Annotated in this window: 15 protein-coding genes; 5 read left to right on the top strand and 10 right to left on the bottom strand. The window is 61.0% G+C overall.

Going from position 1 to position 13,860, the window contains the following annotated elements:
* Positions 1-5: 5 nt before the first annotated feature.
* The 3 genes from AC3I65_RS07940 to AC3I65_RS07930 form a co-directional block, all read right to left on the bottom strand.
* Positions 6-506, bottom strand: coding sequence for a universal stress protein (locus tag AC3I65_RS07940; protein WP_047226355.1), 501 nt, complete (start codon positions 504-506; stop codon positions 6-8).
* A gap of 96 nt (positions 507-602) precedes the next feature.
* Positions 603-1,508: a 5'-nucleotidase gene (locus AC3I65_RS07935; protein WP_047226354.1), complete on the bottom strand. Its 906-nt coding sequence runs from the start codon at positions 1,506-1,508 to the stop codon at positions 603-605.
* Between the two features lie 21 nt (positions 1,509-1,529).
* A complete protein-coding gene (locus AC3I65_RS07930; protein ID WP_047226421.1) occupies positions 1,530-2,483 on the bottom strand; it encodes a putative 2-dehydropantoate 2-reductase in 954 nt (317 codons plus the stop codon).
* A gap of 293 nt (positions 2,484-2,776) precedes the next feature.
* Here AC3I65_RS07930 and AC3I65_RS07925 point away from each other — a divergent pair, with 293 nt between their 5' ends.
* Positions 2,777-3,853 (top strand): 3-deoxy-7-phosphoheptulonate synthase, encoded by a 1,077-nt coding sequence (locus AC3I65_RS07925; protein WP_003199364.1) that lies wholly within the window; start codon positions 2,777-2,779, stop codon positions 3,851-3,853.
* Positions 3,854-3,990: 137 nt separating this feature from the next.
* On the opposite strand, the gene AC3I65_RS07920 is transcribed toward AC3I65_RS07925, so the two are convergent.
* Entirely contained in the window at positions 3,991-4,272 is a 282-nt protein-coding gene (locus tag AC3I65_RS07920) for a GNAT family N-acetyltransferase (protein ID WP_047226353.1), read from the bottom strand.
* A 632-nt stretch (positions 4,273-4,904) separates the two neighbouring features.
* Here AC3I65_RS07920 and oprI point away from each other — a divergent pair.
* Positions 4,905-5,156, top strand: a complete 252-nt coding sequence (gene oprI, locus AC3I65_RS07915; RefSeq protein ID WP_011335311.1) for an outer membrane lipoprotei OprI — start codon at positions 4,905-4,907, stop codon at positions 5,154-5,156.
* Between the two features lie 126 nt (positions 5,157-5,282).
* On the opposite strand, the gene AC3I65_RS07910 is transcribed toward oprI, so the two are convergent.
* The 3 genes from AC3I65_RS07910 to AC3I65_RS07900 form a co-directional block, all read right to left on the bottom strand.
* Positions 5,283-6,254, bottom strand: a complete 972-nt coding sequence (locus AC3I65_RS07910) for a L,D-transpeptidase family protein (protein ID WP_047226352.1) — start codon at positions 6,252-6,254, stop codon at positions 5,283-5,285.
* Between the two features lie 243 nt (positions 6,255-6,497).
* Complete coding sequence (locus AC3I65_RS07905) at positions 6,498-6,791, bottom strand: hypothetical protein (RefSeq protein WP_047226351.1); 294 nt, start codon at positions 6,789-6,791, stop codon at positions 6,498-6,500.
* 56 nt (positions 6,792-6,847) lie between these two features.
* Entirely contained in the window at positions 6,848-7,453 is a 606-nt protein-coding gene (locus AC3I65_RS07900) for an arylesterase (RefSeq protein WP_047226350.1), read from the bottom strand.
* A gap of 10 nt (positions 7,454-7,463) precedes the next feature.
* On the opposite strand from AC3I65_RS07900, the gene AC3I65_RS07895 reads away from it, so the two are divergent.
* The 3 genes from AC3I65_RS07895 to greB are packed head-to-tail and all read left to right on the top strand — an operon-like array spanning position 7,464 to position 11,183.
* Positions 7,464-8,147, top strand: a complete 684-nt coding sequence (locus AC3I65_RS07895) for an ABC transporter ATP-binding protein (RefSeq protein WP_092397715.1) — start codon at positions 7,464-7,466, stop codon at positions 8,145-8,147.
* Positions 8,147-10,651, top strand: a complete 2,505-nt coding sequence (locus tag AC3I65_RS07890) for an ABC transporter permease (RefSeq protein ID WP_076385720.1) — start codon at positions 8,147-8,149, stop codon at positions 10,649-10,651. Before AC3I65_RS07895 ends, AC3I65_RS07890 begins: the two co-directional genes overlap by 1 nt.
* Before the next feature lie 34 nt (positions 10,652-10,685).
* Complete coding sequence (gene greB / locus AC3I65_RS07885; RefSeq protein ID WP_047226347.1) at positions 10,686-11,183, top strand: transcription elongation factor GreB; 498 nt, start codon at positions 10,686-10,688, stop codon at positions 11,181-11,183.
* Positions 11,184-11,230: 47 nt separating this feature from the next.
* On the opposite strand, the gene AC3I65_RS07880 is transcribed toward greB, so the two are convergent.
* The 3 genes from AC3I65_RS07880 to AC3I65_RS07870 form a co-directional block, all read right to left on the bottom strand.
* Positions 11,231-11,539: a hypothetical protein gene (locus tag AC3I65_RS07880; RefSeq protein ID WP_047226346.1), complete on the bottom strand. Its 309-nt coding sequence runs from the start codon at positions 11,537-11,539 to the stop codon at positions 11,231-11,233.
* Positions 11,540-11,791: 252 nt separating this feature from the next.
* On the bottom strand, positions 11,792-12,226 hold the full coding sequence (locus AC3I65_RS07875) for a DoxX family protein (RefSeq protein ID WP_047226345.1): 435 nt from the start codon (positions 12,224-12,226) through the stop codon (positions 11,792-11,794).
* Positions 12,227-12,325: 99 nt separating this feature from the next.
* Positions 12,326-13,747 (bottom strand): MltF family protein, encoded by a 1,422-nt coding sequence (locus AC3I65_RS07870; RefSeq protein ID WP_047226344.1) that lies wholly within the window; start codon positions 13,745-13,747, stop codon positions 12,326-12,328.
* Positions 13,748-13,860 lie beyond the last annotated feature (113 nt).

Genomic DNA, 13,860 nt, shown 5'->3' with positions numbered 1-13,860 from the left:
TTGCCTCAAGCCTCCCCCTGACGTCGCCGCTGCACCAACGGCACCAGGTAGACCGGTACCCGGGATAACTGCAATACCCGCGCAGCGGTCCTGCCCAGCGGCGTTTCACCGCTGGCCCCTTGGCAGTGACTGCCTACGATCAGCAAATCCACAGAGAGTTTCGCAGCCTGATCGAGAATGACCTGGGATGGATCGCCCTGGAAAACCCGCACCGACTTGATCAGCTTCAAGTCCTGCTGCCCCTCGCCCAACTCTTCGCGAAAGCTGTCGAGCACCCGCTGCTCAATGTTGGCCATCACCGTATTCAGACCCTGGCGATGAAATTCGTTCAGCGCTTGCTCATCGAGATAACTTTGCAACACCGACTCCGCGAACAGCCCCATTGGCTCTACCGCGTGCACCACATACAACTCGGCTTCGAACGTCCGTGCCAACGCCAAGGCATGCTGCATCACATAAGGGGCGTAAAGTCCCAGGTCTGTGGCGTACAGCATCGAACGAATCATGTGACCTCCTCGCGTGCCAGAATGGCGGAGATGGATTCAGCTTAGCAGCGCCTTGAGGAGTACGACGTCCAGCGTAACGCCCTAAACAACGGGCAGTCAGAGCTTCACTTCATTGCTGATGCCGTGAGGCACATGCCCCGTGGCGACCACCTCGCGAGCCAGTTCGCAGTGGCCGGTCTGGTCGTCGAAAAAGACGTCGGCGGCGAAGGCTTCGAGAAATGCCGATTTGGTCAGGCCACCGAGAAACAGCGACTCATCCAGACGAATGTCCCATTCGCGCAACGTCCGGATGACGCGCTCGTGGGCCGGTGCCGAACGGGCAGTGACCAGCGCCGTGCGAATCGGGCAGGCGTCTTCGGGGAACTCGCGTTGCAGTGCATTGAGTGCCGCCAGAAACCCCTTGAACGGCCCGCCTCGCAGCGGCTCACGAGCCGCTTGCCGTTCGCTGGCCTGGAATGCAGCCAGGCCGCCGCTCTGATAGACACGCTCGGATTCGTCGGAAAACAGCACCGCATCGCCGTCGAAAGCGATACGCAGTTCCTCGCTGGCGGCGCGGCTGGCGCCACCCGACAGAATGGTCGCAGCGGCGAATCCGGCGTCCAGGGCACTGCGCACATCTTCAGCGTGGGTGGACAGAAACAGATCACAGCCGAACGCCTTCAGATAGGGGTAAGGACTGCGGCCGCCGACGAACGCCGCGCGGGAAATCGCCAGCCCGTAATGATGAATCGAGTTGAACACCCGCAGGCCGGTGTCGGCGCTGTTGCGCGAAACCAGAACTACCTCGACTCGCGCACGCCCCAGATGCTCGTTGAGATTCAGCAGCTTTTGTACGAGAGCGAAGGCGTCGCCGGGTTCGAGGACTTCGTCCTCATGCTCAATCTGATATTGCCGGTAAGCCTCGACGCCGCCCGACAGATACACCTTATGGCTGTCACTCAGATCGAACAGCGCCCGCGAGGAAATCGCCAGCACCAGTTTGTCGTCGATGTTGTTTGCCATGTCGCTCCCCCTTTCGCCTGATCAGCGGTTTCGTCGGTCCATAAATGCCAACGCCTGATACAAGGCTTCGATTTTCGGCAGCTCACAACCGGCTTTTTTCGCCGCCGCCAATGGTCGGCTGTAAATAGCCTCCAGCTCCAGCGCGCGCTGGTGGGAATAATCGTGATACATACTCGGCCAGTAGTCGGGCATCTTTTCGGTCATCGCAAACAGATACTCGGCATAGCCCGGCGCAATCTGGTGACCGCAAGCCTGAGCACCCCGCACCACCTCCCCCATCAGGGCCTGGATCAAGCCTCGGCTGTCACTGTCGGCCATCAACGGCGTGGTACTGGCACCCAACAGAACCGAAAGACCGTTGTAGGGCACGTTCCACACCAGTTTCTGCCAGCGCGCCTGCCGCAGGTCGGGCATGGCCTGGGAATCCAGGCCGGCGGCACGGAACAGCCCGGCCCCCTGCTCGACAATCGCCATGCGTTGCGCCTGATCGTGGCAAGGACCGCTGTGGTAACCGAGGTTGACTGCACCGAGGGCCTGGTGGGCAATGACGCCAGGACCGACCCGATGCACACAGATCAGGCACAGGCCGCCCAGCAGATGCAGCGAATCGGGCAGCAACGGTCGGAGGTCGTCCTCAACATCCAGGCCATTTTGCAGCAACAGGACTTTTGCACCCTGAGCGGCAGCTTGAATGATGGCCGGGGCCAGGTCGGCATTGCTGGTGGTCTTGGCACCGACCAGTAGCCAGTCGCAGGGCGGCATGTCCGCCGCCGAACGATACGCCTGGACCGGGTTGAGCGTCAGGGCGCCGTGAACCGCGCTGTCGACTCGCAAGCCGCCCTCGGCCACCGCCCCAAATTCGCTGCGCAGTAAAAAATGCACGTCAAAACCGGCGCGAGCCAGCATCACGCCATAGAACCCACCGATCGCACCGGTGCCGATCATCCCGATCCGCGGTTTAACGCCTGCCTGCATCATTGCCACTCCTCAGCTAACAGTCCCTGCGCATCATTACATAGGTGCGGGCCAACGTGGCGAGACAGCCGGGTTCCGCCGGGCCGGTTCACGTTCGGGCGCAGCAGGTCCTTTTGTGAAGGCTGCGCCGTCAAGCGCGAGCAAGCTCCCCCGCCGCAATTAACCCGTCCCTGCCCATTGTCGAGCAACCTCGTAACGCGCTAAGGTTCCGCTCCCCGACGCGCTTAAATCCGCTGTGCACCGCCGCGCGGGGATCGCTGGCGGCCGGCACCCGTGACCTGACGAGTAACACGATGGCTGATTTACCGATCAATGACCTTAACGTCGCCTCCAACGAGACCCTCATCACGCCTGACCAGCTCAAGCGCGATATCCCCCTGAGCGACGCTGCACTGCGCACCGTGACCAAGGGCCGGGAAGTCATTCGCAACATTCTCGACGGCACCGACCATCGCCTGTTCGTGGTCATCGGGCCCTGCTCGATCCATGACATCAAGGCCGCCCACGAATATGCCGAGCGCCTGAAAGTGCTGGCGGCGGAAGTTTCCGACACCCTGTACCTGGTAATGCGGGTGTATTTCGAAAAGCCGCGCACCACCGTCGGCTGGAAAGGCCTGATCAACGACCCGTACCTGGACGACTCCTTCAAGATCCAGGATGGCCTGCACATCGGTCGCCAATTGCTGCTGGATCTGGCCGAAATGGGCCTGCCCACCGCCACCGAAGCCCTGGACCCGATCTCCCCGCAATACTTGCAGGACCTGATCAGTTGGTCGGCCATCGGTGCGCGGACCACCGAATCCCAGACTCACCGTGAAATGGCCTCCGGCTTGTCCTCGGCCGTGGGTTTCAAGAATGGCACCGACGGCGGCCTCACCGTGGCGATCAACGCCTTGCAGTCGGTTTCCAGCCCTCACCGCTTCCTGGGCATCAACCAGGAGGGTGGCGTCTCGATCGTCACCACCAAGGGCAACGCTTATGGTCACGTGGTGCTGCGCGGTGGCAACGGCAAACCGAACTACGATTCGGTCAGCGTCGCGCTGTGTGAGCAGGCACTGAACAAGGCCAAGATCAAGCCGAACATCATGGTCGACTGCAGCCACGCCAACTCCAACAAGGATCCGGCGCTGCAACCGCTGGTGATGGAGAACGTGGCCAACCAGATTCTGGAAGGCAACCAGTCGATCATCGGCCTGATGGTCGAAAGCCATTTGAATTGGGGCTGCCAGGCGATCCCCAAGGATCTGGCGGACTTGCAGTACGGTGTGTCCATCACCGATGCCTGCATCGACTGGAGCGCAACCGAGAACACCCTACGCAGCATGCATGCCAAGCTCAAGGACGTGTTGCCTAAACGTCAGCGTGGCTAAAAGGATCGCAGCCTCGTGGCACTCGACGGCGCCTAGGCCGGCTATGTGTAGGCGAAGGCTGCGACCTTTGCTCTTTTCAAGGCTAAAAAAAACGCCGGGCTTTTCAGCCCGGCGTTTTTATTGGGGAATCCGTAAGGTCAGAGCTTGGCCGCGTGACGCTGGTGACGCTCCATGTAGCGCTCCACGTAGGAGCAGGACGGGATCACCGTGTAGCCCATTTCGTCGGCGTATTGCAGCGCCCTTTCGGTCAGCGCCGCCGCAATGCCGCGTCCGCGCAAGGCGTTGGGCACGAAGGTGCGATAGATATCCAGGGTCTGTTTGCCCAGGTCCATATAAGTCAGATAGGCACGATGACCGTCCACATTGGTCTCGAACTGATGACCAGCCTGGTCATGGTGGATGGACAACGCCTCGCTCATCACTACTCCTCGCGGGTCTGAATGCTGACCCCTACCTTACCGATGTTTTTCCGGCGAAGGAACATCTACGCCACCCCGTGCCTGTCTGGTCACCGAGCGCCAACACCCACCGCTCAACCCCGAGCACGTCGTGAATAGTAGGCACCAATGACGCAAATGCTCAAGGCACGCCCGTCAATGGGGGTAAAACCCGGTCGGGTTTATCGATTGAGCGCCACCGTCACGCGCTAGTCGGCCAAGGCGCAATAGCTGAACATCGCCAGTTGTTGAGTCGTGAGACGAGCGCCGGTTATTAAAGTCACCGCCAACACCAATAAAGATAGCCGCCCCCCTGAGCAAAAAACGCTCAAAAGTGTAGACGAATCAATAAACAACGACGTTAACGGCTTAAGGAAAGTTCTCCCGCGCACGGAACTTTTGCTCAATGACGCGCTCAAGCCAGGTGCCGGAGGCTGCATATTTTTTAAACAACACCCCAAAAAGTTGCTCGAAAAAGAATCACCGCCTACAATTTTTTTGCTTCTTGCGCGACGTCAGTTTACTTACTACAAGTAATGGGTAGTATGTACGCCGGCTAACTCCTCGCTGTGAGGAGACAGTCACTTAATAGAAAGTCCTTGAAGGGGAACACGATGAACAACGTTCTGAAATTCTCTGCTCTGGCCCTGGCCGCAGTTCTGGCTACCGGTTGCAGCAGCGCATCGAAAGAAACCGAAGCACGTCTGACTGCTACCGAAGACGCAGCAGCTCGCGCCCAAGCTCGTGCAGACGAAGCTTACCGTAAAGCTGATGAAGCTCTGGCTGCTGCTCAAAAAGCACAACAGACTGCTGACGAAGCTAACGAGCGTGCTCTGCGCATGCTGGAAAAAGCTAGCCGCAAGTAATAGTCCTCCGGGATTGTTATCGAGCCGACCCATTTTTTGGGTCGGCTTTTTTATTGCCCGGCGTTTCCCCAGGCGATAAAAAACCCACCGACATCGCGAAACGCCGGCGGGTCTCTATTGCAGGTTTTACTGTTGCAGATCGATCGGCGCGCTGGAGACCATCGGTGCCGACGTATTCGGAACGGCGATCTCGACCGGCAGGCCGTCTTCGGCCGCCACCACATCACGCACAACATCCCAGTCCATGCGTAGGTTGCTGGTGATGTCCTCACGCTTGAGCATCGTGTTGATCACCGCGGTGTGCTTGTCCACCACCGATGGGTTGCCGTTGTCGTCCAGCGGCGTGTGGGCCTCCAGATAAACCTTCCCGCCGCTCACACCCAGCTTGTAGGGATCGTTGATGATCCGTACCGAGGTGCCCACCGGCACCATGCCGGCCATCTGCAGTACGTTGTTGTTGAACATGCGGAAGCAGCCGTGGCTGGTGCGCATGCCGATGCCGAACTTCTTGTTCGAACCGTGGATCAGGTAACCCGGGGTGCCCAGGGTGAACTTGAACGGACCCAAGGGATTATCGGGACCGGCCGGCACCACGTTCGGCAACGGATCGCCGTCGGCGGCATGCTCAGCCTTGATCGAGGCCGGCGGAGTCCAGGTCGGATTCGGGGTCTTGGCAATGATGCTGGTGTGGGCAATCGGCGATCCCCAACCTTCACGGCCAATGCCCAGCGGGAAGGTGTAGACCACATTCCGGCCCTTGGGGAAGTAGTAGAGACGGTACTCGGCGAGGTTGATCACGATGCCTTCGCGCGGGCCAGGCGGCAGGATGAAACGGGTCGGCAGCACGACCTCGGTGCCCGCACCCGGCAACCAGGGATCGACGCCCGGGTTGGCAGCGACCATCTCGGTGTAGCCCAGGTCGTAGGTAGTGCCCAGGTCGGCGAAGGTGTCTTCGTATTTGGCCTTGATGACCTGCACCTGGCCAACAATGTCTTCGCCTGGCGGTGGCAGAGGCAGCTCCAGGGCGGCAACGGGACCAGCCATGCACAGGGCGGCAAGAGACAGGCAGCGGGTGACGGCAGGCAAGCGCAGCAACATCCGGGAAATCCTTTGCAGGTCGAACAGAGGGTATGAAGACTGTGATTGTACACCGCCCCCCGTTATTTCGGGGAGGGCGACAATGAGGCGTCCGATGCCTAGCATGTCTGGTGACTGAAATAAAAACCTGTGGGGGCGAGCCTGCTCGCGATAGCGGCGGCACATCCAACATCAATGCAAGCAGGCCCACCGCCATCGCGAGCAGGCTCGCTCCCACAAGGGGCATGCCGGGGATCTGGGGAATTACAATTCGAACCGCAGTTCCGGCCAGATCGGCGAGGTGCCGCGCTTCTGGGACTCCAGGATCGCCCGGCACAATGAACACAGGCGATGGTCCTGGAATATCTTGCGGTCAACAGCCGACCAGCGCGGCTGGGCCGGCAGCAGGCTGCCGCACAGGGTCCGGTCGGCCGAGCCACCGAGTTCCAGTTGCCGGGTCACCAGATGCACCCGCACTTCCTGGCAGGCGAACAGGTCCAGCTGTTCGTCAGGCTCGATCAGTTGGTAGGCAAACAGGGACCAGGCGGGACGCGGCATCGGGGGCTCCAAATCGGGGGCGCCACATTAGCCGAAAGACCGCCTGTAGAAAAGCTTCACAGCAGCGGTTTTAGCGTCGGCCAGACATTTTCCAGCAACTTGCCCTGGGCCGCGACGGACGGGTGCAAGCCATCGCCCTGCATCATCCCCGGAACACCACCAACGTCCTGAAGGAAAAACGGCACCAGCGGCACGTTTTTCTCCTCGGCCAGGGTGCTGTAGACCCGGGCAAAGGCATCGGTGTAGCGCTGCCCATAATTGGGCGGCAACTGCATGCCCAGCAGCAGTACCTTGGCACCGCTGGCGCGGGAGCTGTCGATCATCGCTGCAAGGTTTTGTTGCAATTGCGTTGGCGGCTGTCCACGCAAGCCATCGTTGCCACCCAGTTCCAGGATCACCAGGTCCGGCTTATGGGCTGCAAGCAGCGCCGGCAGCCGCGCCTGGCCGCCTGCACTGGTGTCACCACTGATAGAAGCATTGACCACTTTGTCGTCGAAACCTTCGGCCTTGAGCCGTTGTTCGAGCAAGGATACCCAACCTTGCCGGGTATCCAGGCCGAAAGCGGCGCTGATACTATCGCCAACGATCAGGACTGTACCCGCCGCTGCGTTCTGGGCCATGCACATCAGGGCCAGGCCGGCACTCAAAAACCACACACGCATCGGATTCTCCATGGGCTCAAGCATTCTCACCGCGAAGGACCTTAGCAAAGTGGTTCCCAGCGCGGAAGGTGAACTGACTATCCTGCACGAACTCAGCCTGGAACTGAACAAGGGCGACAGCCTGGCCATTGTCGGCGCATCCGGTTCCGGCAAATCCACCCTCCTGGGCCTGCTGGCCGGCCTCGACCTGCCCAGCAGCGGTGAAGTGACCCTCGCAGGTCAAGCCCTCAGCGTTCTGGATGAAGACCAGCGGGCCCGGATCCGCGCCGAGCATGTCGGCTTTGTCTTCCAGTCGTTCCAGTTGCTCGACAGCCTCAATGCGCTGGAAAACGTCATGCTGCCATTGGAGCTTGATGGTCGCCAGGATGCCCGCGAACGCGCTACGGAATTGCTGCAGCGGGTCGGCCTGGGCCAGCGTCTGACCCATTCGCCCCGCCAGCTCTCCGGCGGCGAGCAGCAACGCGTGGCGATTGCCCGTGCCTTTGCGGCCGAGCCGGACGTGCTGTTTGCCGACGAACCCACTGGCAACCTCGACAGCCACACCGGTGAGCGCATCAGCGATCTTCTGTTCGAGTTGAACAAGGAAAGCGGCACGACCCTGGTGCTGGTCACCCATGACGAACGCCTGGCCCATCGTTGCCGGCGCCTGATTCGACTTGAAGCCGGCCAGATGGTCGCCCCCCTGGAGCCTTGATGGCACGCTTGCCGCTGTTGCGTCTGTTCAGTCTCGCTGTCCGCCAATTGCTGCGCGACGCCCGCGCCGGCGAACTGCGGGTGTTGTTCTTCGCCCTGCTGGTGGCGGTGGCGGCGAGTACCGCCATCGGCTACTTCGGAGCCCGTCTCAACGGCGCGATGATGATGCGCGCCACCGAATTCCTTGGCGCCGACCTGCTGCTCGAAGGCAGCTCGCCTGCCCGTCCCGAACAGATTCGCGGCGGCACCGATCTGGGCCTCGAACATGCCCGGGTGGTGGAGTTTTCCAGCGTCGTGGCCACCGACAATGGCATTCAGCTCTCCAGCGTCAAGGCCGTCGATGACATCTACCCCCTGCGCGGCGAACTGAAAAGCGCTCCTGCCCCGTTCGCCCCGGAAGAAACCGGCGGGCGACCGAACCCTGGCGAGGCCTGGGTTGAAGCACGGCTGCTGACGGCACTGGACCTGAAAATAGGCGACAGCATCGACGTCGGCAACCAGCCCCTGCGCCTGAGCCGTGTGTTGACCTACGAACCGGATCGCGCCGGCAATTTCTATAGCCTCACGCCCCGGGTCATGATCAACCTCAAGGACCTGGACGCTACCGGCGTCGTGCAGCCCGGCAGCCGCGTCAGTTATCGCGACCTGTGGCGCGGCCCGGCACCAGCGCTGCAAACCTACCGCGACCTGATCAAGCCGGGCCTGGAGCCCAATCAGCGGCTGCAGGATGCACGCGATGGCAACCGGCAGATCGGTGGCGCCCTGGGCAAGGCCGAACGGTATCTGAACATGGCCAGCCTGGTGGCGGTGCTGCTGTCCGGCGTCGCCGTCGCCCTCTCGGCCAACCGCTTTGCCACCCGACGCTTTGATGCCAGCGCACTGCTGCGTTGCCTGGGGTTGTCACGCCGGGAAACCATGGTGCTGTTCAGCCTGCAATTGACCGTGCTGGGCCTGCTGGCCAGCCTCAGCGGTGCGCTGCTTGGCTGGGTCGCCCAACTGGGTCTGTTTGCACTGCTGCATGACCTGTTACCCACGACCGTCCCGCCGGGTGGCCTGCTGCCGGCCATTGCCGGAATCGGCACCGGAATGGTGGCGTTGGCCGGCTTCGCCCTGCCCCCTCTGGCCGCGCTGGGACGGGTACCCCCCTTGCGCGTTTTACGCCGGGACATGCTGCCGATTCCTTCCAGCACCTGGGTGGTCTATGGGGCCGCCCTGGGTGCCCTTGGCCTGATCATGTGGCGCTTGAGCCTGGACCTGGTCCTGACGTTCGCCCTGCTCGGCGGTGGCGTCATCGCAGCACTGGTGCTCGGCGGCCTGCTGTTGCTGCTGCTCCAAAGCTTGCGCAGGATGCTGGCCCGCGCCTCGTTACCCTGGCGGCTCGGCCTGGGCCAGTTGCTGCGCCACCCCTTGGCGGCGGCCGGCCAGGCGTTGGCATTCGGCTTGATTCTGTTGTCCATGGCGCTGATCGCCCTCTTGCGCGGCGAGCTGCTGGACACTTGGCAAAACCAGTTGCCGAAAAACGCCCCGAACTATTTCGCCCTGAATATCTTGCCCAACGACAAGCAGGCCTTCACCGACAAGCTGCTAGCGTTGTCGGCGCAATCGGCGCCGCTCTACCCCGTGGTACCGGGACGCCTGATCAGTATCAACGGCGAGCCGGCCAAGGAGTTTGTCACCAAGGACTCGGCTGGTGACCGGGCCCTGCAGCGCGACCTGAGCCTTACCTGGGCTGCGGACCTGCCGGCGGGCAACGTCGTCACGGCCGGGACCTGGTGGCCGCAGCAACCGCCGGACGATATTCCGGGCGTTTCGGTAGAAGGCAAGGTGGCCGAGAACCTCAAGATCCAGCTGGGGGACCGTCTGGTTTTCAACGTGGGCGGCGTCAATCGTGAGGCGAAGGTCACCAGCTTGCGAGAAATCAACTGGGACAACTTTCAGCCTAACTTTTTCATGATCTTCCAACCCGGCACGCTGAAGGATCTACCGGCCACCTATCTGACCAGCTTCTATCTGGCGGCAGGCCACGACCAGCAGATTGTCGACCTGTCCAGGGCCTTCCCGGCGGTGACGATCCTGCAAGTCGAAGCCCTGCTCGAGCAGTTGCGCAGCATCCTGGCCCAGGTCACCCTGGCCGTGGAATATGTGTTGCTGTTTGTACTGGCTGCGGGAATGGCCGTGCTGTTCTCCGGCCTGCAAGCCACCCTCGATGAACGGATCCACCAGGGTGCGCTGCTCCGCGCCCTGGGTGCCGAACGAGCCCTGTTGGTCAAGGCCCGGCGCATCGAGTTCGGGCTGTTGGGTGCGGTCAGTGGCTTGCTCGCGGCCTTGGGTTCGGAACTGGTGAGCCTGGTGCTTTATCGTTACGCGTTCGACCTGCCCTGGCATCCGCATCCATGGCTGCTGGTACTGCCTTTGGTGGGAGCGTTATTGATCGGGGCTGCCGGTGTGTTCGGTACGCGTCGAGCCCTCAATGCCAGCCCGCTGACAGTCTTGCGCGAGGGTTGATAGACTCCCGGCTTCGCCACCACAAGAAGTTGCCATGAGCCGTTATCGCCCACCCCGCACCGCCGGCACCGCGTTGATCACCCCTGAGGGCGAGGCGCGGATGCGCGCTGAATTTCATGAACTGTGGCATGTGCGCCGCCCTCAGGTGACCCAAGCGGTCAGCGAGGCGGCGGCCCAGGGGGATCGTTCGGAAAACGCCGAATACACCTATGGCAAGAAAATGCTGCGGGAAATCGACAGCCGCGTGCGTTTCCTCACCAAGCGCCTGGAAGCCCTCAAGGTGGTCAGTGAAAAACCCAGTGACCCGAACAAAGTGTATTTCGGCGCTTGGGTCACGGTTGAAGATGAGGACGGCAAAGAGTCTCGCTATCGCATCGTCGGCCCCGACGAACTGGACCTGAAAAAGAACCTCATCAGCATCGACTCGCCCTTGGCGCGGGCGTTGATCGGCAAAGCGCTGGATGCTGAGATCAAGGTTCAGACACCCGCAGGTGAACAACTTTTATATGTCACTCACATTGAATACATATAAAGCTTCACCGGCCCAAGGCCCGAAAAACCCAGTCATCTCAGCTCACCTCAGCGGCGGGTAATCAGCCCCTGTCGGGCCACGCGGGTCAATTGCCGGATCATTTCGCTGGCGTGCGCCGCACTGGGGGACTGGATAACGGCCAGATCGAAACTGTCATCGGCAAAACGCGCCAGAGACTCACCGTCTTCGACAAACTGGATAAGGAACGCCGCCGGCCCGTGGTTGCGTCGCGGCCAGCCGTCGAGATAGCGCAATAGCGTAGGCTGGTGAGTACCGCCCAGAAGGATTTTTGGATTGCGTTGCAGAAGGTTCGCCGTGATCGGCGCAAGACGTACAAGGGGGCTGGATGCGTTCATCGTGTCGTGTCTCTGCCTCAAAAGTCTGCATGGCAGGTGAGAGGCAACACCGAACCAGCGCTTTAGCGGTATTTCGAAGCCCCGTGTAACCGGCTTCTATCGGTGACTGAATGAGTCACCTGGCGCCCCGCAAGTAGCTGTTTAAATCGGCGCATGAGCGGCATCCTAGAGAAGCTGACCGGCCAGTGTCAAGAATCTGCGCGCACAAAAAAGGCCCGTTCCAGACGGGCCTTCAATGATTCAGGTATGCAATCAGCGGGCGATGGCCTGGTCGACCGACAACTTGCCAGCACCTTCGATCAGCACCGCGACGCTGCCTGCCAGCAAAGCCAGGGCAAACTCATAACCGTTGTTGGCCATGAACAGACCGTTGCCAATGTGCACGGAGAAAATCGCCACCAGCGACAGGAAGGCCAGTCCCAGCGCCGCTGGACGGGCCAGCAGACCGATGATCAAGGCCAGCCCGGCGAAAAACTCGGTGCCGCCGGCCAGTGTCGCCATCAGATAACCTGGGGTCAGACCAATGCTTTCCATCCACTGCGCCGTCCCCGTCAGGCCGTAGCCACCGAACAGACCGAAGAGTTTCTGGGAGCCGTGGGCGGCGAAGATGATCCCGACAACGATGCGCAGGACAGTCAGGCCATAGCCAGCGCGAGTAAACAGAACTTTGTTGATGAAAGTGCTCATTAGGTTCATTCCTTGGGATAAGTGGGTTGGCCGCTATATTAATCAACAAAATGCATGATAAAAGCGGAAAAAATCCGTGATACCAATCAGTTTACTCGATCATTTACGCACAACAACCTTTTGTTCCCTGGGTTCCAGCGACTCCCGTTCACGATCAAATGCCAGATAGTATTTGTTCACACTATTAACGTAGCTTACTGCGCCCATTCCCACCTGCTCCATGGCGATGCGTTCGACCTGGAAGAACCACTGATTGGGATTGAGTCCCCGCCGCCTGGCCTCGGCCCGCATGCCTTGGACACGCTCAGGCCCCATGTTGTAGGCGGCCAGGACGAAGGCCATTCGCTCGCGCTCATTGAGCTTGGGGCTGGCGAAAAACTTTCGGCGTATCAAGGCCAGGTACTTGGCGCCAGCCTGCACGTTGGCGTCCAGGTTCTGGATGTTGCGCACCCCGACCCTCTGGGCTGCTGAAGGGGTAATCTGCATAAGACCCGTAGGGCCGCTGCCACTGCGGGCATTGGGTTGCAGGGAAGACTCCTTGAACGCCAGTGCCGCCAGGTTCAGCCAATCCATGCCTTGGGCCGTAGCATGTTTTTGCAACACCGGGCGCAGTTTCTCAAGACGCTGGCGATTGGCACGGGCCAGCGGATAGTGAACCCGGTACAAGCGGCGATAGATGCGCAGAAACGCCGCGTCCTGATTGGAAGGCGCCTTATAAGTCGTCAGGAAGCGGTCGATGCTCGCTCGCAGCATGGCGGCGTCACGACGGACAAACCAATACTCGTCAGCCGGCTCGCCAATGAGCACCTGCCGGTCGAAACGCAGCTTGGGCAGGATCTTGCTCCAGCGTTCGGCAATGGGCTGCTCGACGATGGTCAGATGGAAAATCCCGGCCTGAACCATTTCCAGCACATCTTCCACCGCCAGGGTCGGGTCGACCCACTCGATCTTCACCGGCGGTAATTTACGCAGTGCCAGCTTCTGGTTGATCTGACTCAGGGCTTCCCCTGCGGCGCTACCGTTGGGCAGGGCCAGGGTCTTGCCCGACAGTTGCTCTACGCGGGTGTAGCGCCGCTGGCCCTTGGCTCCCACCAGAAGCAACGGCACGTCGGTGCGAATCGGATTGCTGGCGCTGACCGCAAGGCCAGCCAGGGGCTCGAGCAACTCGCCGGGCGCGACCAGATCGCCTTCTCCGCGCTGCAAGGCGCCCAGCAGTTGGTCCTTGGCCTTGGGAATGATCTTGAGGGTGATTTTCTGGTCATCCCGAGCGTGGCCGTTGAGGTATTGCTCGAAGGCACGTAAGCGATGATATTCGACGCCAATGGGTTGCCCCTTGACTTCGCCAGAGCTGTTGCGGCTCTGGTTGACCAAAACTTTCAGCACCCGGCTGCTGCGGATTTGCGCAAGGTCGCGCACCGTAGTCGGCGCTACCACCTGTACCGGGCCGGGCAGCCGCGCCTCGGCCGGCATCGGCAGCAACAGCGAACAACACAGCAGCAACAACACTTGGGGACGTGTCATCCACTCTCCGAAAGGATACCGCGGCCCGCAGCCTTGAAATATCGAAGCTGGGGTCGACAGAAACAGAGCACCTGGGGCGCTGAAAAGTGCGAAAGACTGGCACAGTGCTGGCG

The sequence above is a fragment of the Pseudomonas sp. N-1-13 genome, from assembly GCF_057787095.1.
This window is presented reverse-complemented; position numbering and strand designations above follow the sequence as displayed.